This window comes from Cellulomonas sp. KU4C, from assembly GCF_056868065.1.
Window position 1 is genome coordinate 1634261 of record NZ_CP200322.1, and the last position, 25375, is coordinate 1659635.

A 25375-nucleotide genomic window follows, 5' to 3' on the forward strand; every position below is an offset into this window, starting at 1 on the left:
GGGCCGCTCAGACCCCTCAGACCCCCAGACCGGCGCGCGCGGCGAGGGCGCGGTCGGTCGCGCGCTCGCGCCCGGCGAGCGCCGCCGCCAGCGCGCGGACCGCGGCGGGGTCGCGCGGGCCCCGGGACGCCACGGCGCGCGCGGCGGCGGCCCTGCGGCGGCGGACCGACAGATACGGCAGACGCAGCGGGACGGCGCGGGTGCCGTAGCTGACGTCGAAGGTCACGGTGGTCATGTCTCAGTCCTCCTGCGGCGGTGCGGCGGGTACGGGGTCGACGGCCATGTCGGGGTTGACCGCGGTGAACATGCGCATCAGGCGGGCCCCGGCGGGGCGCTGCGCGGGGTCGGCGGTGCGCCCGACGAACGGGTCCATCAACGCGTGCAGCGCGGCGAGCAGCTCGGTCGTCTCCGCCGGGGTGGCCCAGAACGCCGACGTCGTCAGCTGGGTGAGGGAGATGACGCCGGGCTCGATCGCGCCGCTGCCGTCGGCGCGACGCAGGTGCTCGACGTACCGGTCGGCCTCCCGGCGCAGGGACATCTCCCCGAGCTCGCGGACCGCGCGCACCGACGCGGGGTCCTGCGGGTCGGGCATCATCGTGCGCTCGCGGGTCGCGGGACGCCAGGGGCGCTCGCGGCCGCGGGGTGCGGCGGGCTCGATGTAGCCGGCCTTCGCGAGGGTGCGCAGGTGGAACGAGCAGTTCGCGACGGTCTGCCCGAGGTGGGCGGCGCACTCGGTGGCGGTCGCCTCGCCGGCGTCGTCCAGGTAGGACAGCAGCTCGAGGCGGACCGGGTGCGCGAGCGCGCGGACCCGGGCGGGGTCGGAGACGCGCATCGGGGCGGGCTGCTCGTGGGTCATGACGACACCGTAGGACGCGCAACAGTTGTTGCGCAAGAGGTGTTGCGTATCGACCTGCCGTGTGCGGGTCGCGCGGACGGGTGGCGTGGCGGGCGAAGAACGACGACGTCCCTCAGCCCGACCAGGTCGGCGTCGATGACCCCCGCATGCCGCTGTCCCGCCGCGCGTTCCTCGCGTTCTCCGCCGCCACGCTCGCGCTGCCCGCCGTGGGCAGCGTGCCCGCCGCGGCCGCCGGGCGCGTCCCGTTCGGGCTGACCGTCCCCTGGGGCCCGTGGGACGGTGCCGCCTGGGCGCGCCGGACCGCGGCCGTCGGCACCGCTCCGACCTACGCGCTCTGGTACGCCTCGTTCACGGAGGCGCCGGACCCCGCGAAGCTCGCCGCCGTGGCCGCCGCCGGGGTCGTCCCCGTGCTGACCTGGGAGCCCTGGGACCCGGCCCGCAAGAGCCAGAAGGCGTTCGCCCTCGGCCGGTTCCTCGCAGGCGACCTCGACCCGACCGTCCGACGGTGGGGCGACGCGCTCGCCGCGTACGGCGGACCCGTGCACCTGCGGTTCGCGCACGAGATGAACGCCGGCGGCTACCCCTGGGCCGTGGGCGTCAACGGCAACACCGCCGCCCAGTACGTCGCGGTCTGGCGCCGGGTCCACGACCTGCTCCGCTCCCGCGGCGCGACGCAGGTGGTCCGCGTGTGGTCCCCGAACGTGACGTTCCCCGGGTCCACCCCGCTCGCCGCCGTCTACCCCGGCGCCGAGCACGTCGACGTCGTCGGGATCGACGGCTACAACTGGGGCACCACCCGGCGCGGCGCGACGTGGCAGACCCCGGCCCAGGTGCTCGGACCGACGCTCGCGGAGGTGCGGCGGGTCGCCCCCGGCAAGCGGGTCCTCGTCACCGAGACGGCGTCCACCGAGAAGGGCGGCGACAAGGCCCGCTGGGTCACCGACCTGTTCACCTGGGCCGCGGCGCAGGGCGACGTCGGCGGGGTCGTGTGGTTCGACGAGAACAAGGAGACGGACTGGCGCGTGGCCAGCTCGCCGGCGTCGCTGGCGGCGTTCCGGGCGGCGGTCGCGGGCTGAGCGTTCTGGGCGGCGGGCGGCGTCACCGCCGGGCGGTCCGGGCGACGCGGTAGCGGTGGACGGCTCGCAGCCCGCGCGGGGGCGGCCCGGTGAACGTCACGACGGCTCCCGAGACCCGGCCCCGACGGTCGAGCTGCCACGCGACCGCGACGGCACCGGTCGTCAGCGCCCGCACCAGCGGGACGAGCGTCGCGTCGACCAGCCCCTCGACGTCGTCGCCCGCGTCGACCTCGGTCAGGGGCACGCCGTCCACGTGCAGCGAGGCGTCGCCGTCCGGCCCGACGGCGACCGTGACGGTGCGACGCCCGACCCGGACCGCCGCGATCCGCAGGCGGTCACCCACACGCTCGACGTCCACCTCCGCGCGGTGCGGGCCGGGGAGGTACGCGGTGCGCTCGCGCAGGAGGGCGGCGAGGCGCTCGGCCGGGTGCGGGGACACGGGGACTCCTGTCGGGTCGCCGGGTGACGCGCCCGACCCTAGCCGGGTCGCGGTCGCGCGCTCACCCCGAGGGCGGGGTTGCCGCCGGGGTCGTCGTCCGGTTCAATCCTGGGACACGTGGAGGGGAGTATCCCCCGTCGCGCCGTCGTCACCACGGCTCTCCGACGAGAGCCCGGCGGCCGGGCCCCCGGGCCAGGAGAGACCTCCGGTTACCGAACCGGAGGTGTGCTCGTGGACGTTCCCATCTGGATGTGGCTCGCCGTGCTCGGCGTCATCCTCGCGATGCTGGCCGTGGACCTGTTCGCGCACCGGCGCGCGCACGTCATCGGCGTGCGCGAGGCCGCGACGTGGTCGGCGGTCTGGGTCGCGCTCGGCGTCGGCTTCGGGGCGGTGGTGTGGGCCTGGTACGGCGCCGACCGGGGTCAGCAGTATCTCGCCGGCTACCTCATCGAGAAGTCGCTCGCCGTCGACAACGTGTTCGTGTGGGCGATCGTCTTCACGTACTTCGCGGTCCCCCGGGAGCTGCAGCACCGCGTGCTGTTCCTCGGGGTGCTCGGCGCGCTGGTGTTCCGCGGGGCGTTCATCGCGGCCGGCTCCGTGCTCATCGCGAGCTTCTCGTGGGTGCTCTACCTGTTCGCCGCTCTGCTGCTCGTCACCGGCTACCGGATGCTGCGGCAGCGCGACGAGCACATCGACCCGCAGCGGTCCCGCGTGCTGCGGGCGTTCCGCCGGCACGTGCCCATGACCGACGCGTTCCACGGCCAGCGGCTGCTGGTCCGCTCCGGCGGGGTGCTGCTCGCGACGCCGCTGCTGGCCGTGCTCGTGCTGATCGAGGTCACCGACATCGTCTTCGCGGTCGACTCGATCCCCGCGATCTTCGCCGTGACCGACGAGCCGTTCCTCGTGTTCACCGCGAACGCCTTCGCGATCCTCGGGCTGCGGGCGATGTACTTCCTGCTCGCGGACCTGGTGCACCGCTTCGTCTACCTCAAGCTGGGGCTGGCGCTGGTGCTGATCTGGGTGGGGATCAAGATGGCCCTGAAGGTCGACGTCCTCTACATCCCCACGACGATCTCCCTGGCCGTCATCGCGACGATCCTCACCGTCGCGGTCGTCGCCAGCCTCAGGGCGACGCGCGGCACCACACGCCGGGCCGTCGAGAGCCCGGGCGAGCCGCCGTTCCGGGTGGCGTCCGAGGCGGAGACCGCGGCCCTGGAGCCGACCTGGCGGCGCCGCGGCCGGGTGCGGGCGCGCGGCTGACGACCGCCGACGGTCCCCGCCCGGTGACCCGGTGCCACCCGGGCGGGGCCCGGCGACCCGCTGGACCGGCGGGTCCCGGAACCGGCGCGTACGGTGAGAGCTTCCGCAGCAACGACGCAGGCGTGAAGGAGTGACCGGCATGGACGCATCGACGCCTCAGGACCCCGGGACCAGGACGGGCTCGGCGATCCCGTCCGCGCCGGGCCACCCGGCGAGCCCCGGACCCGACCCGGACGACATCAACCAGTCGGAGCACGACACGCCGCGGGAGGACGACCACGCCGCGGACACCCCGACCGCGAGCCCGACGAGTCCCGGACCGACACCGGCCGACGTCGACGACCGGCCGTAGTTGCCCGGTCGGGCGCGGCCCGTCCGCTGGTGGGCCCGGCCGTGCCCGTCAGCCGCGCGGACCGGCCGCCCGAGCCGAGGGCGAACCACCGGAAGACGGCGTAGGCCAGTCAGAGGCCACGAGGACGAGCCCCGGGGTCGGCGTACTGCTGCCGCGCGCTCGCCGCGGGGTTGCCCAGAGACGGCGGCAGGCTGCCGGCGCACCCGCGGGCCGGTGCAGCCGGCTGACTACGGATCGCGTGAGATGGCGCGGAAGATCGCCGCGACGTGGCGCAGTCCGTCCCGCACCGGCCGGAGGTGCGAACGTCGGCCCGTTGGAGCCGGTCGGAGATCGATGGGCGTCTCGGCGATCCGCAGCCCTGTCTTGTGCGCGTGGGTCACCATCTGGGTCGCGAACTCCATGCCTCCGCCGGCCGCCGGGATGTGAACCAGGGTGTGGCGCGCGAAGCTCCGAAGGCCGCAGTGCACGTCGGTCACGTGCGTGCCGCAGGCCCAGCGGGTGAGCGTGGACAGGACGTGGTTGCCGGCGAGATGGGTCAGCGCCATGGCGGCACGTGATGGACCGGGCACGTCACCAGCTACGGCTACGACGCCGCGGGGCTGCTGACCCAGGTGACGGCGGCGGACGGCGGCGTCACGCAGTTCACGTACACGACGGGTGCCGTCGGGGTGCCAGCGAACCTCCTGGCGTCGACGACCGACCCGCTCGGACGGACCACCGTCCACGGGTACGACGCAGCCGGCAACCGGATCTCCACCACCAGCCCGGGCGGGGGGACGAGCGCGTCCACCTACGACGCCGCGCACCGCGTGCTGTCGCAGACCAGCCCGTCCGGCGCGACCACGGCGTACACCTACGACGCGGCGGGTCGGCTGCTGACGGTGACCGACCCCACCGGGGCGGTCACCGCGCACACGTACGACGCGGCCGGGCACCTCGCCTCCACGACCGACGCGGAGGCCCGGACGACGCTCCACGCGTACGACGCGGCGGGTCGACTCACGACCGCCACCGACCCGGCCGGCGGCACCACCACCTCCGCCTACGACGACGCGGGCCGGGTCACCGCCACCACCGACCCGACAGGCGCCACCACCAGCTACGAGTACGACGACGCCGGACGAGTGGCCACGACGACCGACGCGCTCGGCCGCAGCACCACGTCGACCTACGACGAGGCGGGCGACCTGGCGGCGGTCACCGACCCGACAGGCGCGACCACCACGTACGAGCACGACGTGCTGGGCCGGACGACTTCCACCACCGACGCCGACGGCGTGACCACCACGACGGTCTACGACCGGCGAGGCAACGTCGCCGAGACCCGCGACGGCGCGGGAGGCGTGTCGTCGACGGCGTACGACGCGATGAACCGCCCGACCGGTGTCTACGACGCGGACGGGGTCGCCACCTGGTACTCGTACGACCTGGCTGGCCAGGTCGTGGAGGAGCGGCGCAACCGGTCCACCGACACGTACGTCCCGGACTACTGGGAGGACCGCACCACCTACACGTACGACGCCGACGGGCGCCGAACCGGCACCACGGACCCGCGGGGGAACGTGCCCGGCGCCGATCCGGCGGCGTACACCACCACCGTCCAGTACGACGACGACGGTCGGCCTGTGGCGAGCACCGACCCGCTCGGGCGGACCACGGCGGTGACCTACGACGCCGCCGGTCGCCGCCTGACCGCGATGGACCCGGCCGGTGGTGTTACGACGAGCGCCTACGACGCCACCGGGCTGCTCACGTCCGTCACATCCCCCGACGGGTCCACCACGAGCTACGGCTACGACACCGCCGGTCGGCTCGTCGAGCGCGCCGACGAGCTCGGGCGCGTCACGAGCTACGCGTACGACGCTGCTGGTCGGGAGACCAGTCGGACCGACCCACTGGGACGGACGTCGGCAACCGCCTACGACGCCACCGGACAGGTCACCTCGATGGTCGCGCCGTCCGGCACCGAGACGACCGACGACCCCGACGACGGCACGACGGCCTACACCTACGACGACGCCGGGCGGCTGACCGAGCGGTCGTTCTCGGACGGCACGCCGTCGTTCGCGTACACCTACACAGACGCCGGCCGACCCCTCGACGCCGCTCGTGTGCAGTCGGGGGTGACGCTGAGCGCCACCGCGAACCACTACGACGACCTCGGGCGGCTCGTCGGCACGACCCGGACCGGGCCCGGCGCGGTCGACGCCAACTACTCCTACACAGCAGCGGGCCGTCTCGCCGGCGCGTCGTGGTCGTCCGGGATGACGATCTCCTACGGGTACAACTCGGTCGGGCAGCTCATCACCGCCACACCGGGCGGGGTGAGCGGGCTCACCGCGGTCGCCTACGGCTACGACCCCGCCGGCAACCCGATCAGCACGACGCGCGCCGGGTCCAAGAAGACCGTCAGCACGTCCACCTACGACGGGGCGGGCCAGCTCACGGCCCTCACGCACCTCGCCGGCACCACCGTCGTGGCCGACTACGCCCTCGCCTACGACGCACGGGGCAACCCCAGCCACGTCACCGCCTCGGCGGCTGGGCAACCAGCGACCACGTCCTACGCGTACGACGAGGTCAACCGCCTCACGCTGGAGTGCCGGCCCTCCAGCGGCACCGAGTGCACGAGCTCGTCGCCCGCCACCGCGTACGGGTACGACGCGGTCGGCAACCGGATCACGCAGGAGCAGCGGTCGGTGAGCGGGTCGCTGGTGACGACGGACTCGACGACGACGACGTACGACGACGCCGACCAGCTGCTGACGCAGGTGGTGGACGGCGTCACGACCCTGGAGAACACCTGGTCGCAGGACGGGACGCTCGCGTCCAGCGAGACCCATGCCGGGACGCGGACGTTCGGCTTCGACCTGGCTGGCGAGATGGGTGCCGTCGGTCTCGAGGACGGCACCTACGTGGCGTTCACGTACGACGCCCAGGGCAACAGGACCTCGCGCAGCCAGGACGGCGTCCTGGACGTCAGCTGGTCGTGGGACGACGTCGTGGCAGGCGAGTCCGTGCGGGTCGGTGAGGACGCGGCTGCATCCTCGCTGGACAGCGCCTGGCTGCCGGACCCGACCTCGGGCACGGCCGCCCCTCTGGCGGCGAAGCGCGGGTCGACGACGTCGTGGCTGCTGACCGACCCGTTCGGCTCCGCCGCCACCAGCGTGCGGCCGGGTACCACCACCATCACCGGGCGTCAGACCTTCACGGCGTTCGGCCTGGCCCTGGCGCCGGCGGCGGGGGAACTGGCCGGGCAGGGCGTGGGGTATCTGGGGCAGTGCCTCGACGCGACGGTCGGCGAGTACGACCTGAGGGCTCGGAAGCTACGACGCGGCGTCGGGGCGGTTCACGGCGCCCGATCCGGTGGACGTGCCGACCGGGATACCGTTCGCGAACGGGTACGCGTACGCGTTCAACAACCCGCTCCTGCTGCACGACATCACGGGCGAGTGGGCCGAGTGCGGGCCCATCGGCAGCGTGTGCGACGGGTCGAACCTCATCCCGGCCTTCAATCGATACTCCCGCGCCCTCGATGACACCAGATACCTTCGGCTGTACCGCACCCTGAGCACGGAGCAGGCCGACGAGATCGGCTACGACGACATGTCGTACATCCACGCGGACGCGGCGAACCGCCTCGAGCACATGCAGGTGTGCGCCAATAACCCGGGCCAGTGCGAGGAACCGTGTCCTGACGAGGGGTACCAGGCATGCCAGGCGCGCCGCGGAGGGGCGGTCCTGGGCGGGTTCGTGCTGGGCCAGGTGGCGGGAGTTGCGTTGCCCGCGCTCCTCGGGCGGGCCTGCGCCGCCGACACGGCGGCGGCCGCAGGCGGCATAGCGCGCACAGAAGGTGCGGCTGGACAGGGTGGGGCGTTAGGTAACCTCCTCATGCCGGGTGGATCGGCGATCGGCAAAGCAGGGAGCTCAGCTGGGATCCGGGAGATCGCGGGAGGGCTTCCCGAGGCACGGGCGATGTTCAGTCAACTCACTCAAGGAGGACGGGTCGTGGCGCAAACGCCAAAGCTGACGCGGGTGCAACTGCCTGACGGCGGGTTCGTGCAGATTCGAACGACCATGTCGCGGAGCCCGAACACGGCGGCGACGATCGACGTCAACATCGCGGGAATTCCCATCGACAAGCTGAAGTTCAACCCGTGACGCCGGCTGAAGCGGCCGTTGCCGTGGTGGTGGGCGACAGCATCAGCAGGGAACTTGATGAGGACTACGTTGGCTTGTGGGTGATCCCGCGACGGATCCGCCGTGAGCTCGAGTCAGCGAGCGATGAATTGGTGGAGGACCTCACGCTGGCAGTTCTCTTAGGATTGTCAAAGTCGGCGGTGCGTGTCGGTAATCTGGACGAGTACTCCGGTGTTTTCACTCCGTGGCGTGCATCCGAGGGAATAGAGCGCGCTCTGCGTGGGTGGAGGGATCTAGGGCGCGATCCCAATATTGGCGAGATCGCGTGGTTGGTCCGCGAGGCGTAGCGCACCGACCTGCCGCTGGACGCCCTGGAGATGGGCATCTGGAACCGCCCGCCCGCCCGCCCGCGCGCGGAGCGCGACCCGACCGACGCGCCCCAGCGACCGAGGGTGTTCGATACGTCACAGTGCTCTGCACCCCGCGCTTCGCCGAGGCCCGTGCGGTCGCCTCGGTCGGATCCGCCGGCGACTCCTACGGCGACGCCCTCGCCGAGGCGTTCAGCTCGATGTCCGAGTACGAGCGCTCCGCAACCGCGGTCCGGGGGAGGGCATCGATGGCCTCGAGGTCGCCGTCGCAGCGTTCGTCGATAGGTTCTACCTCCGGCGCTGCACGGCGAGATCGGCTGCCTCCATTGACCCGGGGCGAGGGTCCCTGTGGCAGGTGCTCGCAACCAGCAGTTCGATGCACCCGCCCGGCAGCCCAGCGTGCGACCAGACGTGCGCGTGGGCAACGACGTGGAGTCGTCCCACTCCCAGCTCGACGACCGGGAATACCGCGGGCGCATGGGCGCCCTCAGCACCGAGCGTCAGGCACTGGTGATGCTGTCGTTCGCGGTCACGCACAACGCCGTCGCCGACTGGTACCACCGACGCCGCCAACGCGACGAGACTCCCGACCTCGCGGCCTGAGGCTCCGAACCGAAGAACGACGACACCAGCCCCCTTGAGGGGTTACCGGCGCATCCCCGCCCCACGCACCGGTAGGCTGAACCCGCGCAGATCGGACCGTCCAGGCCCGGCCCGCGCCGCACGGGACCGACCTGAACACGCACGGACCTACCCGGGGCGATCTTCGCCGGGTTTCCGACCACGTTTCTGGCCCGGCCCGCGCGCCTGTAGCTCAGGGGATAGAGCACCGCTCTCCTAAAGCGGGTGTCGGCAGTTCGAATCTGCCCAGGCGCACAGCATATTTGCTCAGGTCAGCGCCTGAACCGGTGCGCCGGTGGCGGCTGGGCCGGTGTCCTCTTGGCCGGCCTTGGGTCAGCGTGTGGTCAATGAGCTGTCTCAGCACATGAACGGCCGGCCAAGGACGTGGACGGACGTCCGTGCAAGGCGAGACGCGCGCCCGGTGGCGCGAATCTCTCACAGCGCGGTCGGCCGCTACTGTGGAGTTGCACCCAACCCAGCGCGTCATACAGCTCGGACACGGTGACGACCGCGTGCACCGCTCGCCCGTCGAGGCTCCGAGACGCGCCGCCGGTGATCTTGCTTCACGTCTCGCATCGTCGCGGAAGTTTCATGTGGCGACGATCGCGGGAGCGGCTATTTTCGTCGCTTCCTGAGTGGCGATCGACAGTGTGAATCCGACGTTCTGTCACAAGTCATGGCCGTAGAGCGGGTTTCTGCCGGGCGGGACTCGCTGGGTCGTGATGCAGCGGGGGCGGACCCGTCGGCGCGGCCGCCGTGCCAGAACCTCATTGCAGGCGGCGCGATCTCGTCCCGAATTTGTGATGGGCGACGCGGAAGTGGGTGCCGATGGCGGTGTTGACGATCGCGTGGCCACGGTGCCGTAGGCGTCGCTCAGGTCGCAGGTAGCGCGACGTTCATGGATTATCCGGTGACTGCATGGTCAGCGTGTGGCAGGCGAGGCCTCCGACAACGACCATTGAATGAGATGCCCGTAGGTAATTGCGCAGGTCGGCGCGTCACGGACCGTCCAAGATCGAACTCCTGAATCGGGTGTGAGTAGTTCGAATCTGCCCAGCCGCACAGCGACGGATTCCCAGGCGGTACGGGCCAGCCCCGCGGTGGGGTTCGCGTCGATCCTGCCGTTCGTCGGTCACCGGATGGTCCGCTGCTGCTCCGGACGTGGACAGGAGCGGCGTCACCCGCCGCGCACGAGGCGCAGCCACCCCCGCCCGCGTCTGGCGGGCGACCCGGCAGACACCTCGCCGCCCCCGGGCGCCCCGTCCTGGTCCACCACGTCGACGCCGGCGTGGAACGCCACCGACCGACGCGTGGGCCCGTCGAGGCCCGCCCGGTCGAGCAGTGCCGCGATCCGCGCCCGCTGGTCGTCCGCGAGCGGTGCCCACGTCCGTGCGGCGCTCACCTCGAGCCAGGTGCTGATCCCGAAGCGCCCGAGCGTGGCCAGCGCCTGGTCGGGGTCAGCCGCGGCGCGCAGGTCTGCCTCGACGCGGTGCCAGCCGCCCGGCGCGCGGTGCACGCGCCACCCGGAGCGCCGGCTCCACACCTGGTCGGACGCCCATGCCGGTTCCGCCGTCGCCGGTGGGGCGCCGAGCCGGGCGAGTGCGCGTGCCGCGGCGGAGCAGATGCGCGTGCTCGGGTCGAGGAGCATCGGCGCCAGGCGCTCGGCGGCGTCGTCGTGCGCAGCGCGGGCGTGGACGGCGGTCACGGCCGCGGCACGCACCCGCGGGCTCGGGTGGCGGAGCCTGGCGACGGCTGCGCGGAGGTCGGCCTCGTTCCCCGTCAGGGCCAGACCGTCCAGGCACGCGGCGGCCATCCGGGGCGACGTGTGCTCGTCCAGCCGACGGCGGTAGTGGTCCGCGACGTCCCAGCCGCGGAGTCGTGCGCGCGACCGGGCCACCTCGCGGACACGGGGCGCCGGGTCGACCAGCGCGACGCGCAGCGCGTCGTCGCCCAGGTCGCGGTCGGGCACGCGGTCGAGGGCGATCAGGCGAGCCTCGACCGACCTGGCACCGAGCAAGCCGGTGAGCACCCCGGGCTCGTCGCGCTCGGACAGCCACTGCGCGCAGCGAGCCTGGAGCCACTGGTCAGGATCGGCCAGGGCGGCGGACAGGAGCACGCCGGTGGTGAGCAGACCCCGGTCGTGCCCCACCTGGAACGCCCACCGTCGGACGCGTCGCCGCCCGGACGCCAGCAGCTCCGGCAGCAGCGCGGGGTCGGTGTCGACAACGGCCACCTCGACCCTCGTCAACGCGTCTGCGGCGTGCTGCCGGTCGGCTCCCGCCAGCAGGACGTCGAGGAGCGCCTCCGCGTCCTCAAGCCGTCGGGGATGCGGCAGCGCCTCCCACGCGCGTGCCCGGACCTCGGGCACGTGGTCGAGCAGCCGCACCGCCAGGGCAGGGACCGCGACGGCGCGTGGGGCGGTGGCGAGGACGTGCACGGCGCGCTCCCGCACCCTGCCGTCCACGTGGAGGCTCGCGACGGCGGCGACGAACCCCGACGGCTCGTTGAGTGCCGCCCGCATCCACCTGCCGTTGCGGCTCACGGGTGCGCTGCCGTCGGGTTGGCGAGCGGTCCGGGCCGCCTGGTCGAGGACGAGCCACGCCGCGCCGTCGAGCCCGGCAAGGGACTCGACACCGGCTTCCCACGCCGCGGCGTCGTCCCGGGAAGCGGCCGCAGCGAGTCCCTGCGCGAGCGCCCGCGCGGCGCAGTGGCTGATCACGGGCTGATCCTGTCAGCAGAAGACCGACCTGTGCGGCCACGCGTCTCGGCTGCGAAGCCCTCGCGGTGCCACACTGCCCGCGTGGTCAACGTCCTGGGTCTCGCCGTCACCGAGTCGTGCGGCGTCTCGGCGCTCGTCCCGACGGTCGACGGCGTGCGGCTCCTCGACAGCGTGGCGGCCTTCGAGGAGAGCCAGGGCTTCACACCCGCCGGGGCGTACGCGGGTCTCGTCCCCGCCCACCTCCGGTGCGGTGACCTGGTCGACTACTACCGCGGCATCGAGCGGGCGCAGGTGCCCGAGGGTGGTCACGTCTGGCTTCTCGGGTGCGACTGCGGTGAGGTGAGCTGCTGGCCGCTGGAGGCCGAGGTGACGCTCACCGAGCAGTCGGTCCGGTGGTCCGGGTTCACCCAGCCGTACCGCCCCGCGTGGTCGTACTCCGGGTTCGGCCCGTTCGTGTTCGACCGGCGGCAGCACGAGCACGCGGTCTCGGAAGCCGCGGCGGCGCTCGGCGCCTGAGCCCGCGGCCCGCACCGGCCGCCCCGGCCGCGTCCCGACACCGCACGCACCCCCGCGCGCGATAGGCTCAGCGCTGTCCGGCGGGCGGGCGGTCGTGATGATCGGCCGCGGACCGCCGGGAGCAGGCATGGGCAGCCCGGCGGATCGCCGGAGGCGCCAGGGGGTCGCCGTCGTGGCGGCGCCCGCGTCCGGGCGTGGCGCGCACCTCGGCGGGGTGGGTCCCTCGCGTGGGCGGGTCGCGCGCGGCTCGTCGCTGTGGTCGTGGGACTGGTGGCCGGGAGGTCGCCCAGGCGCGGTGGAGCACGACCGCGGCGCCGGGTCCGTCCCGAGGTCGCCGACGGGGCTCGACGAGCCCGCCGGCCCGGTCGTCGGCGGCTGCGGCTGGGCCCACCCGTGTCGCAGGAGCGGCGCGGACGCAGGTGAAGGAGGAGATGTGGCACGAGCAGGTGGACGCCGTTCCGGGCGCGCACGCACCGACGGCGGTGCGGGGCCGAGCTCCGGGGGCGGTGCCCAGCGCAGCCGTGCCGCACGTCCCGCTGGCGGTGGCGGTGGCGGCGGTCAGCGTCGCCGGTCGCCACGGCGGTCCGAGCAGGGGCTGATCCCGGTGCTCGCCCAGGCCGCCAGCGAGGTGGAGCGCGCGGTCCAGCGTCCGCCGATCAAGGCGTCGATGAAGACGATGTTCCAGGTCGTGGCGCTGCTGGTCCGCGAGGAGCGCGCGCGGGTGCAGGCCGACGCCTCGCTGTCGCAGGCGAAGCGGACCGAGGAGGGCAAGCGGCTCGATGGCGTCGCGACGATGCTGGCGAAGATCGCCGCCCGGGAGCCATCGCTGCTGCAGCTGCTCGCCGAGGACGCGAAGGTCTCCGACGCCGGGCGCGCCCTGAAGGCGACGCTGCTGCGCGAGGCCGGCATCGAGCCGCCCGAGGAGCCGGAGCCCGAGGAGACCGTCGAGGTCGCCCCCGTGACCGAGCACCGGGTGGTCCCGCAGTCCGTGATCGCGCGGCAGCGCGCGAACCCGTTCCTCGCCCCCGACTTCGAGGCCGCGGCCGAGCGGGCGACGCCGAAGGGTGGCCGGCTGGCCGGCTGGGAGCTGCTGGAGCCGCTGTTCCGCTCGTTCGAGAAGGCCGCGACCGGCAAGCCCGCCTGCATGGAGGCTGCCGGAGCCGCGCTTCGTGACGGCGCCGCGGGGCCGGGAGCTGATGCCGCACCAGGCCCGGCTCGTCGCCGCGGCCGCCGCGGGGCACCGCACGTTCCTGCTCGCCGACGAGCCGGGGCTCGGCAAGACCGCGCAGGCGCTGCTCGCCGCCGAGGCCGCGGGCGCGTACCCGCTGCTGGTCGTCACGCCGAACGTCGTCAAGACGAACTGGGCGCACGAGGTCGGGCTGTGGACGCCGCAGCGACGCGTCACCGTGGTGCACGGCGACGGGGACCGCGTGGACGGGTTCGCCGACGTGGTGGTCGTCAACTACGGCTGCTGGACCGGCACGTCGGCTGGCTGGGCGACCTGGGCTTCCGCGGGATGGTCGTCGACGAGGCGCACTTCATCAAGAACAAGGGCTCGCAGCGGTCCCAGCACGTCCTGGCGCTGTCGGAGCGGATCCGCTCCCGCACGGCGCGGCCGCTGCTGATGGCGCTGACGGGCACGCCGCTGATCAACGACATCGAGGACTTCCGGGCGATCTGGCAGCTGCTCGGCTGGATCGACGACAAGAAGCCGCTCGGCACGCTGATGACGGCGCTTGAGGCGACCGGCCTCAACCCGGCGGACCCGGGGTTCTCCGCCGCGGCGCGGTCCGCGGTGATCGACATGGGGATCGTGCGCCGCCGCAAGGCCGACGTGGTCGCGGACATCCCGGCCCGCCGGGTCGCGGACCTGCCGGTCGAGCTCGACGGCGCCGCCGGACGCTCGATCCGCGCCGCGGAGGCCGCGCTCACCGAGCGGCTGGTCGGCCGGTACCGGGCTGCCGTGGAGGCCCGCGGCGGCGACGCGTCCGACGGCCTGGACCTCGAGCTCGCGCGCCGGGTCGCGGCTGCCGAGCTCAAGGACACGACCTCCAAGAAGACCGGCGAGAACGTCTTCACGATGGTCCGCAAGATCGGCCAGGCGAAGGCCGGTCTGGCCGCGGACTACACCGCGCAGCTGGCCCGCAACGTCGGCAAGGTCGTGTTCTTCGCGAAGCACGTGGACGTGATGGACGAGGCCGAGCGCGTCTTCGCGGACCGCGGCATCACGTTCGCGTCGATCCGGGGCGACCAGACCACCCGGGTGCGCAACAAGAACGTCACCGCGTTCGTCGAGGACCCCGAGGTGCAGGTGGTCGTCTGCTCGCTGACCGCCGCCGGCGTCGGGCTGAACCTGCAGGTCGCGTCCAACCTGGTGCTCGCCGAGCTGTCCTGGACCTACGCCGAGCAGACGCAGGCCATCGACCGGATCCACCGGATCGGGCAGTCCGAGCCGGTCACCGCGTGGCGGGTCATCGCGGCGCAGACCGTCGACGCGCGGATCGCCGGGCTCATCGACAGCAAGTCGGGCCTCGCCGCCCGCGCGCTGGACGGGGCCGGGGACGAGGACGTGGACGCGTCGGCGGACGTGCAGGCCGAGGCGCTGGTCGGGATGCTCGTGGACGCGTTCGGCGGCGTGGGGGTCGGCGCGGCGGGGGTGTGAGGCGGCGGGGACGCGGCGCCTCCTGGCCTTCAGCGCCGCGCCTCGTTGGTGGAGGCTAGGCGCACAGCCTTCACCAAGACGGGTTCTTGTCGAAGACTAGGCCGCACGACGCCACTCCGCCGAGACACGAGGAGGCCGCGATGATGCGCTTCACCGGTGACCAGCTGCACGCCGCCGAGGTCGTGGACGCCGACGTCCGGGGCGCCCGGTTCGTCCACGCCGACCTGTCGGGTGCCGTGCTGCGCGGCGTGCAGGTCGACGGCGTGGACCTGGACGCCCCGTGGCTGCCCGGCGCCGAGCGGCCGTTCCTGGTGAACGGCGTCGACGTGGCGCCGTACGTCGACGCCGAGCTGGACCGCCGGTTCCCGGGCCGGTCGCTGCGCCGGGCGACCGACCCCGAGGGGCTGCGCGAGGCGTGGTCGGCGGTGGAGCGGACCTGGGCGGCGACCCTGGACCGGGTCGCGGCGATGCCGCCCGGCACGGTCGACGTGCAGGTGGCGGGGGAGTGGTCGTTCGCGCAGACCCTCCGGCACCTGGTGATGGCGACCGACGTGTGGCTGCGGCGCGCGGTCCTGGGCGTCGAGCAGCCGTTCCACCCGATCGGGCAGCCGAACGCCGAGTACGCGGCCGACGGGAACGACCCCGCCGTGTTCAGCACGCCGGACCCGACGTGGGAGCAGGTGCTGGAGGTCCGGGCCGGGCGGGTCGCGATGGTGCGGGAGCACCTGGCGGGGATCACCGCGGAGGACCTGGCGGTCGTCCGCGCGAACCCGTGGGCGCCCCAGTACCCGGAGACCACGCTGAGCTGCCTGCACACGATCCTCGAGGAGGAGTGGGAGCACCACCGGTACGCGGTGCGGGACCTGGACGTGATCGCGGCGGGGTGAGCCCGGCTCCCGGTACCGTCGCGGCATGACCGCGCCCCTCGCACCCGCTGCCGCCGACCCCGGTCCGCCGGTGCGGCGACGGACGCCGCGGACCGTGTACGTCGCGGCCGCGCTCGCGCTGGGGCCGGCGGCCGTCGGGGCCCTGGTCCTCGCGAACGGCCTGCACCAACCCGGGCTGGTGCTGGTCGGGTCGTTCCTGGTGCTGCTCGGCCTGGCGGTGCTGACCGACGTGGTCGTCACCGCCCGGCAGCGCGCGGGTACGGCCTGGGTCGGCCCGGTGCTGGCCGGGCGGAGCGACGTGCCGCCCGCCACGGTGCTCGTCGAGCACCCCGTGTCCGCGTGGATCGTCGGCGCGCTGGTCGCCCCCGTCGGGCTGCTGCTGACCGGGTGGGGGGTGCTCGTGCTCGTGCTGGAGGCGGACGGCGCCGCGCGGGTGGTCGGCGGCGCGCTGCTGGTCGCGGCAGGGATCGGGGTGCTCTGGGTCGCGGTGGTGCTGGCCCGTAGGGAACGGGTCGAGGGCATCTGGCTGACGTCCCTCGACCTCACGGTCCGGGACCGGCGCGGCGTGCGCCGCGTCGCGTGGACCGACGTCGTCGCCGTCACCGGCCCGACCCCACCCGGCGCCACGGTCCAGGTGTGGGCGAGGCGCCCGGAGCTGGTCGACGTCCGCCCCGAGCCCCGCGCGGACGACGACCGCCGGATCACGATCGAGACCACCGGCTACGCGCTCGACGCCGACGCCACCGCCCGCGTCCTGCGGCACTACACGCGTCCCGGCGCGGCGCGCGAGCTCGAGCAGCCCGTCACCCTGGCGACCCTGCGGTTGCGCGCGACCCAGGAGGCGCAGGCCGAGCACCGACCCGCGCCCTCGCCGCACGGCCCGCCCCCCGGCACCCGCCCGGTCGACCCGGCCGACCCCCGCGCGGCGCTCGCGGACATCCGCGTCGCCGCCCAGGACATGGGGGCGGTCGAGGGCATGGAGTTCGCGGTCGAGGGGTTCCCCACCTGGCTGAGCAGCGAGCACGTCGACCTCCGTCGGCGGGGGCGGTTCTTCGAGGTCCACTACTCCGACATGGGTCGCAGCCGCGTGATCGCCCGCGTCGCCGACGTCGCGGATGCCCGCCGGGTGTTCCTGCACCAGGTGGCGAGCCTCGCCGCCGGTCGCGGGCACGGACCGCTGCACGACGTGCGACCGACCCGGTTCGACACCCCCGGCCTGACCGATCAGGACCGGGTGGACGCCTTCATCGCCGAGCTGGACGACCGCCGCGCCCGCGAGGACGACCCGGACGCGGAGCTGTACCCGTACGGCTGGGCGCAGGCCCGGGCCGTCAGCGCCGCCGTCGTCGCGCACCTCGGGCACGCCGGGTCGCCGGAACCCCAGGCCCGCCGGGCGGCCACGCTCGCCGCGCTGGCCGCCGACGAGCTGCCGGCCTCCGCGCTCGCCTGGGTGGAGCAGCTCGTCGCCGAGGCCGTCGACCTCCCGGCGAACCGGACAACGCCCGACCTCGCCGTGCTCGGCCGGGAGATCGAGGCGGCGATGCTGCTCCGGCACCCGGGGCTGACCGAGGAGGCGGCACGCGCGCTCGCGCACCACGCGACGTACCAGTGGCGGTGACCCGGCGCGCGTATCCGCCCGCGCCGCTCTACCGTCGCCGTACACCGATCACCGAGGAGGCGACCACATGGGGTTCCTGGGCAAGGCGATGAAGAGCGGGATCGCGCTGCAGGCGGTTCGGATCGCCCAGCGCGAGATGGCGAAGCCGGAGAACCAGCGTCGCGCGAAGGAGCTGTTCCAGAAGGTGACGAAGCGCGGCGGGTCCTCGGGCCACCGCTGACCGACGACGCCCGACGCGAGCCACCCCGGTCCCGACCGGGGTGGCTCGCCCTGCGTCCGGGATCGGGGCGTCGGCGCCGGCACGCCAGGGGTCACCGCGGGCATGAGTGCCGGTCCCGGACGCGGCGGGTACGGTGCCGGGCGTGACGCCACCCCCGTCGGACCCCGTCGAGGCGCTCCGGCGCGCGAACCGGAGGGCGCGCCGCCGCGAGCTTCCCGACGATCGTCGGACTGGTGGCGTCCGGGCTGCTCGTGGCGGTCGCCGGGCGGGACGAGGCGGGCGCGGTCGGGCTTGGGGTGTGGATCGTCGGCGTGGGGGCCCTGCTGCTCGCCGGCCGGGTGCTCCGCGACCGGGAGGCCCGGGGCGTCGGACCGCGCGGCCGGTTCTCGACCCGCGCGCTCGACGGCGAGCCGGCGACGGTGCTGCACCAGCATCCCCTGCGGTGGCTCCTCGGACCGGCACTGAGCACCTGGACGACCGCGGCGTTCGTCGCGCTGGTCCTGGGCGCCACATCCGGGTCCGCGGCGGACGCCCGGCTCGGCGCGGGGGTGCTGCTCGCGGCGGTGCTGGTCCCGGTCGTCCTCGTCGTCGGCGGCCAGGTGCGCCGCACCCTGCGGGCCGGGGTCTGGCTGACCCCCGGTGCCCTGGTCGTGCGGGAGCGCGACGTGACCAGCCGGGTGCCGTGGGCGGAGGTCCGGCGGGTCGTCGAGCCCGACGGGCCCGCGGCACGGGTGCTCGTGCTCTCTCGGGACGAGGCCGCGGTGTCGGTCGTGGCCCGGCGGCGGAGGGACGCCCGATTCCGCGCGATGTACGGCGGCGTCCTCGTCCCGGCCAGTGCCCTTCCGCTGGACGCCCCCGCCCTGGCGGCGCTGCTGCGGGCCTGCGCGGAGCCCGGTGGAGCCGCCGCGCTGGGGTCGGACGCGGGCCTGGCGGTCGTGCGCGGGGCGCGGCACGCGGGACGCTGAGCCCGCACGATCAGGAAGCGGGCGGTGCCGTCGAGTCGCGGACGACCAGGCTCGGGCTCACGACCACGCGGTGCACGGGCCGGTCCGGGTCGGCCAGCCGCGCCACCGCCAGGTCGACGGCCGCCCGACCGACCCACGCGCGCGGCGGTCGCACCGCGGTCAGCGCCGGGCTGAACAGGCCGGCGACCTCGTCGTCGTAGGCCACCACCGACAGCGCGCCCGGCACGGGGACACCGCGGTCCTCGCAGTGCTGCACGACCGCCATCGCCTCGGGGTCCGAGTGCACCACCAGCGCCGTCGTCCCGGTGCGCAGCGCGGCGTCGACGACCTGCTCCATCCGGTCCTGCCAGTCCGGGGACCGGCGGTCGGGCAGGTCGACGTCGACCGCGTCCGACGCGTCCAGGCCGCAGGCCGCGACCGCCCGCGCCCAGCCCGCGCGCAGGTCCGGGGTGTGCGGGCTGTGGCTGCTCAGCGCGATGCCGACCCGGCGGTGACCCAGGTCCGCGAGGTGCCGGACCGCGGCCTCGGCCCCGAGCGCGTGGTCGGTGACGACCGACTCCAGCGCGGCGTGCCCGTCACCCGCCCGGGCGGTGCGCTCGACGAGGACCACCGGCACGTCGAGCCCCGCGAGCCAGTCGAGGACGTCCCCGGCGTGCGGGCTGTCCAGCGCGGGCGCGACCAGCAGCGCCGCGGCGCCGTCCCCGGCGCGCAGCAGCCGCTCGAGCTGCGGGCGCTCGTCCTCGGTGTCGTACGACGAGCCCCGCAGCCGGACCCGCAGGCCGCTCGCCGCCGCGCGCTCCTCGGCACCGCGGGCGACGCCGGGCCAGTAGTAGTCGAGCGACGGCACGAGCATCCCGAGCGTGCCGCCGGGCTCGTCCGGGACGGGATGCGCCTCGACCGCGGGCTCGGTGCCCGCAAGGGTCGCGCCGCCGTGCACCCGCTGCGCCAGCCCCTCGGCGACGAGCTGCGCGATGTCGCGCCGCACGGTGACCGGGGTGACGTCGAGCTCCGTCGCCAGGTCCGACACCCGCACGGTGCCGAGCCGGTGCAGCGCGTCGAGCACCTGGGCGCGCCTGCTCACGGCCAGGTGCCGGGTGGTCCCGTCGGTCACGCGCCGTCCCCCGTCCCGGGTCCGCTGGTCCTGGGCCGCCCCGGCCCGGACCCGACCCTAGCGGTGCCGGGGGCACCCCCACGGCCCCCACCCCACCCCGCCCCACCCCACCCCCACCCCGGACCGGCCACGAGAGGTCACGACACGCGGACCCGGGTGCGCCCGCACCAGCGTGTCGTGACCTCTCGCCGAGGCGGCACTCCCTGCCTGCGCGGGCGCGGGGGTGTGCAGGCAGGTATTGCGATCTCGACGCAGAGGGGCGTGCGGTGGCGAGGCGACCTCCGGTGTCCAGGTCCCTCCGCCCCGGAGATCGGACGAGAGGTCACGACACGCGGACCCGGGTGCGCCCGAACCGGCGTGTCGTGACCTCTCGCCGAGGCGGCGGCTCGCGCGTGCGTGGGGCGGCGCGGGCGTGCGCGGAGGCGCGCCGGGCGGCGCGGGTGCGTGAGGCGGGGGTCAGCGCGGGGCGGCGGTGCTGTCGCGGATGCGGAGGCTCGGGGTGATCTGGACGCGGTGGGTGGGGCGGCCGGGGTCGGCGAGGCGGGCGGTCAGCAGGGAGACCGCCGCGTGGCCGAGGGCGTGCCGGTGCGGGCGGACGGCGGTGAGCGGCGGGCTGAACAGGCCGGCGACCTCGTCGTCGTAGGCGACCAGCGACAGGTCCCGGGGGACGTCGACGCCGTGCTGCTCGAACGCCTGGACCAGCGCGACCGCGGTGGCGTCGGCGTGCACGAGCAGCGCCGTGGTCCCGGTGGCGCGGCACTGCGCGACGATCCCCGCGACAGCGTCGTCCCAGCCCGGGCGGCCGGGGTCGGGGGTCGCGACGTCGACGGTGCGGGTGACGTCGGCGGTCGCGTCGAGCCAGCCGCGGCGCAGGTTCGGGCCGGTGGGGCTGTGCGCGCTGACCACGAGGCCGAGCCGCCGGTGCCCGAGCCCGACGAGGTGCCGGACCGCGGCCTCGGCGCCCTCGGCGTGGTCGGAGTGGACCGTGTCGAACGCGGCGGTGGGCGCGGCGCGCTCGGCGAGCACCGTCGGCACGCCGGTCGACGCGAGCCACGCCAGGGTCGCGGCGGCGGTGGGGGTGTCGGTGCGGGGCGCGACGACCAGCCCGCCGGACCCGACGAGGTCGACCAGGCGCTCCAGCTGGGGGCGGTCGTCGTCGCTCTCGTAGGAGCTGCCGCGCAGCACGACGCCGAGCCCGTGGGTGCGTGCCGCCGCCTCGACACCGCGGGCGACGCCCGGCCAGTAGTAGTCGAGGGACGGCACGAGCATCCCGACGGTCGACCCCCGGGGCGCGCCGTCGGCGGCGGCCGCGTCGTCCGCGGCCCCGGTCAGCAGCGTCACCCCGCCGTGCACCCGCCGGACCAGGCCCTCGGCGGCGAGCTGCGCGATGTCCCGGCGGACGGTGACGGCGGTGACGCCGAGGGCCTCGGTCAGCTCGGAGACGCGTGCGGACCCGGTGCGCTGCAGGACGTCGAGCACCTGCGCGCGGCGGTCGACGGCCAGGGGTCCGGGGGCCTCGGCCGTCACGCGACCTCCTCGAACGTGACCTCGACGGTCCCGGCGGCGGCCGGCGCCAGCGTGAGGGTGAGCCGGGTCAGCGCGTCGCCCCAGACGTCGGACAGCATCGGGTCGTCGAGCGTGCGCACCTCCAGCTCGGCGCCGGTGACGTCCCCGGACCAGCGGACCCGCACCGTCCCGGCGCCGTCCAGCGCCCGCACCAGGAGACCGGCCGGGCCCTGGGTCACGTCGCCGGCCAGCAGGACCCGCACCCGCGACGGATCGCCGCCGCCGTCCCACGCGTCCCGGACGGTGACCACCCCCGACGCCCCCGCCCCCCGCGCCAGCCGCGCGGACCGCCGCCACGACCGCACCCCGGACCCGGGGTAGGCGTCCGCGAGCTCCATCTCGAGCCCGCTGCCGGCGTCGGCGACGTCCGCCCGCACGTCCCGTGCCGCCGCGGACCGCAGCGCGGGCTGCCCGACGCCGGTGACCTCGGGGACGTTGTGCCACGCGGACTGCATCGTCCAGATCGCGTACCGGTCGTCGGAGAAGGTTTGCCGCGTGTAGGTGGGTCGGCCGGCGTCGACCGCGACGGGCACCCCGCCGAGCGCGACGACGAACGAGCCGACGTCGTTGTGGTTGTGGTGCTCGTCGTCGTGCCCGCCCTTGGCCGCGAGCGTCAGCCCGCTCGAGGACCCGGCGGAGCCCCGGGCGAGCAGCACCGCGACCGACGGCAGCCACACGTCCCGCGGCAGGGGCGACGGCCCGGGGGCAGCCGTGCCCCAGACCGGGTCGGTCAGCGCCCGGACCAGCAGCCCGAGCCCGTGGTCGACGTCCGCGACGGGCCCGCCCGGCACCCGGTGCGCGGCGGCGTGCGCCTGCGCGTCGACATCGCCGTACGCGCGGGCGTACCGGTGCAGCGCCGCCCAGGGCTGCGCGACCGGGGGCCGGGCCTGCCCGTCGGCGACGTTGAGGTACCAGGGCCCGCCCAGGTGCACCCGGTGCGGGAACGCGACCGTCGCGGCGAGCGGCGCGACCCCGGACGCGTCGAGCGCCCCGCCGGTCGCGTGCCGCAGCAGGTCCAGCGCCTCGAGCGCCCGCGCGGCGCCGTTCCACCAGTAGGCGTAGCCCTCGTCGATCGCCCCGTCGGCGGGGAGGACGGCGACGTACCGGTCCAGGCCCTCGACCACCCGGGCCACGAGGCGTGCGCGCCGGGCAGGGTCGTCGACCAGGGCGAGCGTCGCGACCAGCACGTTGCCGTGGATCCACGGGTTCCAGTTGTGCACGTCGCCGTCGAGCCCGAGCCAGTGCCAGTCGGGGACCTCCTCGAAGGGCCGCAGCACCCGGGTGCCGACCTCGTGCCGGATGCGTTCGCGCAGGCCGGGCCACCGCTCGTCGAGCCGGTCGCCGAGCAGGTGGTCCATCCACGCGAGGCGTCCGGCGACCTCCCCGGCGCCGAGGTCGAGGAACGGCCGGGTCACGTCGGGCAGGACGCCCTGGCTGGTCCGGTCGTGCGCGGGCCAGCACCAGGACGACTGCTCGCAGAGCAGCAGCGCACCGTCGGCGACCTCGTCGAGCCGGGCGTCCGTGAGGTCGGCGGCGGCGAGGACGACGGCGCGGGTGAGCCGGTGCTGCCGGGCGAACACGCGCTGCTCGTGGTCGTCGCGGTCGCCGTCGCGGTGCAGGCGGGCGACGGACGTCGCGGTGGTCGCGGGCCAGGGGGTGCCGGCCTCGGCGTCCGCGGGCCCGCGCAGCGCGGCGAGCGTCGCGGGGTCGACGGCGGTCCAGGTGGCGCGGTCGGTGGCGGGCGGCACGGGCAGCGCCGGTCCCGGCGGCAGCAGGACGGTGCGCAGGTGGTCGGCGAGGGCGGCGTCGCCCCAGGCGGCGGCCAGCGGGCCGGTGAACCGTCCCGCGTCGTCTGTCGTCCCCATGTCTCCCCATCGAGCCGTCGGGTCGCGTCGGGAGCCCTGGTCAGGGCCTCGATCGCATCTGTTGTGATCGTATCAGTTCGGTTACGCCCTTGACATGATCGTTTCTGAACGATTCACTCGGTCCCGTTCGGATCGATCGTGACCCGGACCACACCACGAGCCTTCGACGGAGAAGACCACCGTGACCACCAGCATCCCCGCCCCGAGCGACCACCGGGCGTCGCACAGCGCCCGGACCAGCAGCGCCCGGACCCGGCAGGACTGGCTGGCGCTCGCGGACCGGCTGCTCGACGGCGCCCGCCCCTACGCCTCCCCGGGGCACGCGCGGATCACCCCGCCCGGACCGGCCGGCGGGTACGGGCGCGACGTCGACGGCCTCGAGGGGTTCGCCCGCACGTTCCTGCTCGCCGGGTTCCGGCTGGCGGGGGAGCGCGGCGCCGACCCCACGCACCTCGCGCAGTGGTACGCCGAGGGCCTGGCCGCCGGCACCGACCCGCACGCCCCCGACCGCTGGGTGCGGCTCGAGGAGCACCCGCAGGCCAAGGTCGAGGCCGCGTCGATCGCCCTGGTGCTGGACCTGACGCGCCCGTGGATCTGGGACCGGCTGAGCCCGCGCGTGCAGGAGCAGGTCGTCGACTACCTCGCGCCCGCGGTCGGCGACGACACCTACCCGCGGATCAACTGGGTGTGGTTCCGCACCGTCGTCCAGACGTTCCTGCGCTCGGTCGGCGGCCCCTGGTCGGCGGACGACGTCGCCGCGGACCTCGCGACGCACGACACGTTCGCCCGCCCGGACGGCTGGATGTCCGACGGCGCCGAGCGGTCCTACGACCACTACGTCGGCTGGGCGCTGCACCTGTACCCGGTGCTCTGGGCGCGGATGGCCGGCGCCGAGGGCCTGCGCCCCGAGGCCGCGCGCCGCGCCGACGTCGCGCACCTCGACCGCTACCTGACCGACGCCGTGCACCTGGTCGGCGCCGACGGGTCGCCGCTGCTCCAGGGCCGCAGCCTCGTCTACCGGTTCGCCGCGGCGGCCCCGTTCTGGATCGGCGCTATCGCCGAGGTGCCGTCGGTGTCCCCGGGCCTGCTGCGCCGCGCCGCGTCGGGGGTCGTCGGGCACTTCACCGACGCGGGCGCCCCCGACGACCGCGGGCTGCTGACCCTCGGCTGGCACGACGCCTGGCCCCGGCTCGCGCAGTCCTACTCCGGCCCGGGCTCGCCGTACTGGGCCAGCAAGGGGCTGCTCGGTCTCGCGCTGCCCGCCGACCACCCGGTGTGGACCGCTCCCGAGGAGCCGCTCCCGGTCGAGCAGGCCGACACGCTGCGCGCCGTCCGCGCCCCCGGCTGGCTCGTCGCCGGCACCCGCGCCGACGGCATCGTCCGCGTCGTCAACCACGGGACCGACCACGCCCTGCCCGGCAGCACCGCCGGCGACTCGCCGCTGTACGCGCGGATCGGCTACTCGACCGCGACCGCCCCGCTGCTGGACGACGCCGCGTGGACCGACCCGCTGGACGGGTCGGTCGTGCTGCTGGACGCCGCCGGGCGGGCGAGCCACCGGACCGGCTTCGACGTCGTGGGCGAGCCGCGGACCGCGGACGGCGTCGGTGTCGCGGCGTCCCGGGCCCGCGCGCACTGGCTGACCCCCGCGGCGACCCAGGAGCAGCACGGCTCCGGTCTCGCGGGCGCCGCGTCGCCCGCCGGGACGCTGCTCGTCGTCTCGCTGGTCCGGGGCCCGTGGGAGCTGCGCCTGGTCCGGGTCGAGGACGCCGTGCCCGCGGCGGTGCGGCTGCGGGTCGGCGGCTGGCCGGTGACCGGCGCGCTGGTGTCCGCGGTCGACGTCCTGCGCGGCGGCCCGGCGACCTCGGGCGTCGACCGCCGGACCGACGCGGGACCGCTCGGCGACCCCGTGCACGTCCCGTGGGCCGAGGTCGCCGTCGACCCCGGCACCTGGGTCGCGGCGCTGGTCACCCTCGCGGGCGCGCCCGTCCCGTCGACCGCCACCGTCGCGGTCGACGCCGCTACCGCGACCAGCGCCGCCACCGTGACCTGGCCCGACGGCCTCGTCACCCGCACCGACCTGCCCGACTGAGCACCTCCCGGCCCGCCACCGGCGCGCCGGCCACCCCCGCGG

20 protein-coding genes, 1 tRNA gene and 1 pseudogene are annotated in these 25375 nt (G+C 75.1%); 14 read left to right on the top strand and 8 right to left on the bottom strand.

The window, feature by feature from the left end; translation table 11 throughout:
* Positions 1 to 16: 16 nt before the first annotated feature.
* Both AC1VL8_RS07795 and AC1VL8_RS07800 read right to left on the bottom strand, forming a co-directional pair.
* Entirely contained in the window at positions 17 to 235 is a 219-nt protein-coding gene (locus tag AC1VL8_RS07795) for a hypothetical protein (protein WP_483074763.1), read from the bottom strand.
* Between the two features lie 3 nt (positions 236 to 238).
* Positions 239 to 856, bottom strand: a complete 618-nt coding sequence (locus tag AC1VL8_RS07800) for an ArsR/SmtB family transcription factor (protein WP_483074764.1) — start codon at positions 854 to 856, stop codon at positions 239 to 241.
* 146 nt (positions 857 to 1002) lie between these two features.
* Between AC1VL8_RS07800 and AC1VL8_RS07805 the strand changes: the two genes are divergently transcribed.
* On the top strand, positions 1003 to 1932 hold the full coding sequence (locus tag AC1VL8_RS07805) for a glycoside hydrolase family 26 protein (protein WP_483074765.1): 930 nt from the start codon (positions 1003 to 1005) through the stop codon (positions 1930 to 1932).
* 22 nt (positions 1933 to 1954) lie between these two features.
* On the opposite strand, the gene AC1VL8_RS07810 is transcribed toward AC1VL8_RS07805, so the two are convergent.
* Positions 1955 to 2371 (bottom strand): hypothetical protein, encoded by a 417-nt coding sequence (locus tag AC1VL8_RS07810; protein ID WP_483074766.1) that lies wholly within the window; start codon positions 2369 to 2371, stop codon positions 1955 to 1957.
* A 231-nt stretch (positions 2372 to 2602) separates the two neighbouring features.
* Here AC1VL8_RS07810 and AC1VL8_RS07815 point away from each other — a divergent pair, with 231 nt between their 5' ends.
* Both AC1VL8_RS07815 and AC1VL8_RS07820 read left to right on the top strand, forming a co-directional pair.
* Positions 2603 to 3631, top strand: a complete 1029-nt coding sequence (locus AC1VL8_RS07815; protein WP_483074767.1) for a TerC family protein — start codon at positions 2603 to 2605, stop codon at positions 3629 to 3631.
* Positions 3632 to 3770: 139 nt separating this feature from the next.
* Positions 3771 to 3983, top strand: a complete 213-nt coding sequence (locus AC1VL8_RS07820) for a hypothetical protein (RefSeq protein ID WP_389225341.1) — start codon at positions 3771 to 3773, stop codon at positions 3981 to 3983.
* Positions 3984 to 4210: 227 nt separating this feature from the next.
* Here the strand turns inward: AC1VL8_RS07820 and AC1VL8_RS07825 are convergent, their stop codons facing one another.
* On the bottom strand, positions 4211 to 4528 hold the full coding sequence (locus AC1VL8_RS07825; RefSeq protein WP_483074768.1) for a hypothetical protein: 318 nt from the start codon (positions 4526 to 4528) through the stop codon (positions 4211 to 4213).
* Between the two features lie 66 nt (positions 4529 to 4594).
* Here AC1VL8_RS07825 and AC1VL8_RS07830 point away from each other — a divergent pair, with 66 nt between their 5' ends.
* From AC1VL8_RS07830 to AC1VL8_RS07845, 4 genes are all read left to right on the top strand, one after another.
* Positions 4595 to 7522, top strand: coding sequence for a hypothetical protein (locus AC1VL8_RS07830; protein ID WP_483074769.1), 2928 nt, complete (start codon positions 4595 to 4597; stop codon positions 7520 to 7522).
* Complete coding sequence (locus AC1VL8_RS07835) at positions 7464 to 8144, top strand: hypothetical protein (RefSeq protein ID WP_483074770.1); 681 nt, start codon at positions 7464 to 7466, stop codon at positions 8142 to 8144. The genes AC1VL8_RS07830 and AC1VL8_RS07835 overlap by 59 nt, the downstream gene beginning before the upstream one ends.
* Before the next feature lie 764 nt (positions 8145 to 8908).
* Positions 8909 to 9094 carry a hypothetical protein gene (locus AC1VL8_RS07840; protein ID WP_483074771.1) on the top strand — a complete coding sequence of 62 codons (186 nt, stop codon included), beginning with the start codon at positions 8909 to 8911 and terminating at the stop codon, positions 9092 to 9094.
* 200 nt (positions 9095 to 9294) lie between these two features.
* A tRNA-Arg gene (locus AC1VL8_RS07845) sits at positions 9295 to 9367 on the top strand.
* A 922-nt stretch (positions 9368 to 10289) separates the two neighbouring features.
* Here the strand turns inward: AC1VL8_RS07845 and AC1VL8_RS07850 are convergent.
* On the bottom strand, positions 10290 to 11831 hold the full coding sequence (locus AC1VL8_RS07850) for a hypothetical protein (protein ID WP_483074772.1): 1542 nt from the start codon (positions 11829 to 11831) through the stop codon (positions 10290 to 10292).
* A gap of 81 nt (positions 11832 to 11912) precedes the next feature.
* Between AC1VL8_RS07850 and AC1VL8_RS07855 the strand changes: the two genes are divergently transcribed.
* The 6 genes and pseudogenes from AC1VL8_RS07855 (at position 11913) to AC1VL8_RS07880 (ending at position 18699) form a co-directional block, all read left to right on the top strand.
* A complete protein-coding gene (locus AC1VL8_RS07855) occupies positions 11913 to 12347 on the top strand; it encodes a hypothetical protein (RefSeq protein WP_483074773.1) in 435 nt (144 codons plus the stop codon).
* Between the two features lie 433 nt (positions 12348 to 12780).
* Positions 12781 to 15009: pseudogene (locus AC1VL8_RS07860) on the top strand (DEAD/DEAH box helicase).
* Between the two features lie 140 nt (positions 15010 to 15149).
* On the top strand, positions 15150 to 15896 hold the full coding sequence (locus tag AC1VL8_RS07865) for a DinB family protein (RefSeq protein WP_483074774.1): 747 nt from the start codon (positions 15150 to 15152) through the stop codon (positions 15894 to 15896).
* A 25-nt stretch (positions 15897 to 15921) separates the two neighbouring features.
* Positions 15922 to 17514, top strand: a complete 1593-nt coding sequence (locus AC1VL8_RS07870) for a hypothetical protein (protein WP_483074775.1) — start codon at positions 15922 to 15924, stop codon at positions 17512 to 17514.
* 67 nt (positions 17515 to 17581) lie between these two features.
* Positions 17582 to 17734, top strand: a complete 153-nt coding sequence (locus AC1VL8_RS07875; protein WP_389225387.1) for a hypothetical protein — start codon at positions 17582 to 17584, stop codon at positions 17732 to 17734.
* A gap of 233 nt (positions 17735 to 17967) precedes the next feature.
* Entirely contained in the window at positions 17968 to 18699 is a 732-nt protein-coding gene (locus AC1VL8_RS07880) for a hypothetical protein (RefSeq protein ID WP_483074776.1), read from the top strand.
* Between the two features lie 10 nt (positions 18700 to 18709).
* Here the strand turns inward: AC1VL8_RS07880 and AC1VL8_RS07885 are convergent, their stop codons facing one another.
* The 3 genes from AC1VL8_RS07885 to AC1VL8_RS07895 form a co-directional block, all read right to left on the bottom strand.
* Positions 18710 to 19810, bottom strand: coding sequence for a LacI family DNA-binding transcriptional regulator (locus AC1VL8_RS07885; protein WP_483074777.1), 1101 nt, complete (start codon positions 19808 to 19810; stop codon positions 18710 to 18712).
* A gap of 456 nt (positions 19811 to 20266) precedes the next feature.
* Positions 20267 to 21337 carry a LacI family DNA-binding transcriptional regulator gene (locus AC1VL8_RS07890; protein ID WP_483074778.1) on the bottom strand — a complete coding sequence of 357 codons (1071 nt, stop codon included), beginning with the start codon at positions 21335 to 21337 and terminating at the stop codon, positions 20267 to 20269.
* Complete coding sequence (locus AC1VL8_RS07895; protein ID WP_483074779.1) at positions 21334 to 23241, bottom strand: heparinase II/III domain-containing protein; 1908 nt, start codon at positions 23239 to 23241, stop codon at positions 21334 to 21336. The genes AC1VL8_RS07890 and AC1VL8_RS07895 overlap by 4 nt, the downstream gene beginning before the upstream one ends.
* Before the next feature lie 181 nt (positions 23242 to 23422).
* On the opposite strand from AC1VL8_RS07895, the gene AC1VL8_RS07900 reads away from it, so the two are divergent.
* Positions 23423 to 25333: a DUF2264 domain-containing protein gene (locus tag AC1VL8_RS07900; protein ID WP_483074780.1), complete on the top strand. Its 1911-nt coding sequence runs from the start codon at positions 23423 to 23425 to the stop codon at positions 25331 to 25333.
* The last annotated feature ends 42 nt before the right edge of the window (positions 25334 to 25375 follow it).

What these genes read in the sequence shown, in the direction of transcription:
- AC1VL8_RS07870 (WP_483074775.1), top strand. Translation starts at nt 15,922, where the DNA reads ATGACCGCGCCCCTCGCACCCGCTGCCGCCGACCCCGGTCCGCCGGTG.
- AC1VL8_RS07825 (WP_483074768.1), bottom strand. Translation starts at nt 4,528, where the DNA reads ATGGCGCTGACCCATCTCGCCGGCAACCACGTCCTGTCCACGCTCACC.
- AC1VL8_RS07800 (WP_483074764.1), bottom strand. Translation starts at nt 856, where the DNA reads ATGACCCACGAGCAGCCCGCCCCGATGCGCGTCTCCGACCCCGCCCGG.
- AC1VL8_RS07805 (WP_483074765.1), top strand. Translation starts at nt 1,003, where the DNA reads ATGCCGCTGTCCCGCCGCGCGTTCCTCGCGTTCTCCGCCGCCACGCTC.
- AC1VL8_RS07795 (WP_483074763.1), bottom strand. Translation starts at nt 235, where the DNA reads ATGACCACCGTGACCTTCGACGTCAGCTACGGCACCCGCGCCGTCCCG.
- AC1VL8_RS07865 (WP_483074774.1), top strand. Translation starts at nt 15,150, where the DNA reads ATGATGCGCTTCACCGGTGACCAGCTGCACGCCGCCGAGGTCGTGGAC.
- AC1VL8_RS07820 (WP_389225341.1), top strand. Translation starts at nt 3,771, where the DNA reads ATGGACGCATCGACGCCTCAGGACCCCGGGACCAGGACGGGCTCGGCG.
- AC1VL8_RS07895 (WP_483074779.1), bottom strand. Translation starts at nt 23,241, where the DNA reads ATGGGGACGACAGACGACGCGGGACGGTTCACCGGCCCGCTGGCCGCC.
- AC1VL8_RS07875 (WP_389225387.1), top strand. Translation starts at nt 17,582, where the DNA reads ATGGGGTTCCTGGGCAAGGCGATGAAGAGCGGGATCGCGCTGCAGGCG.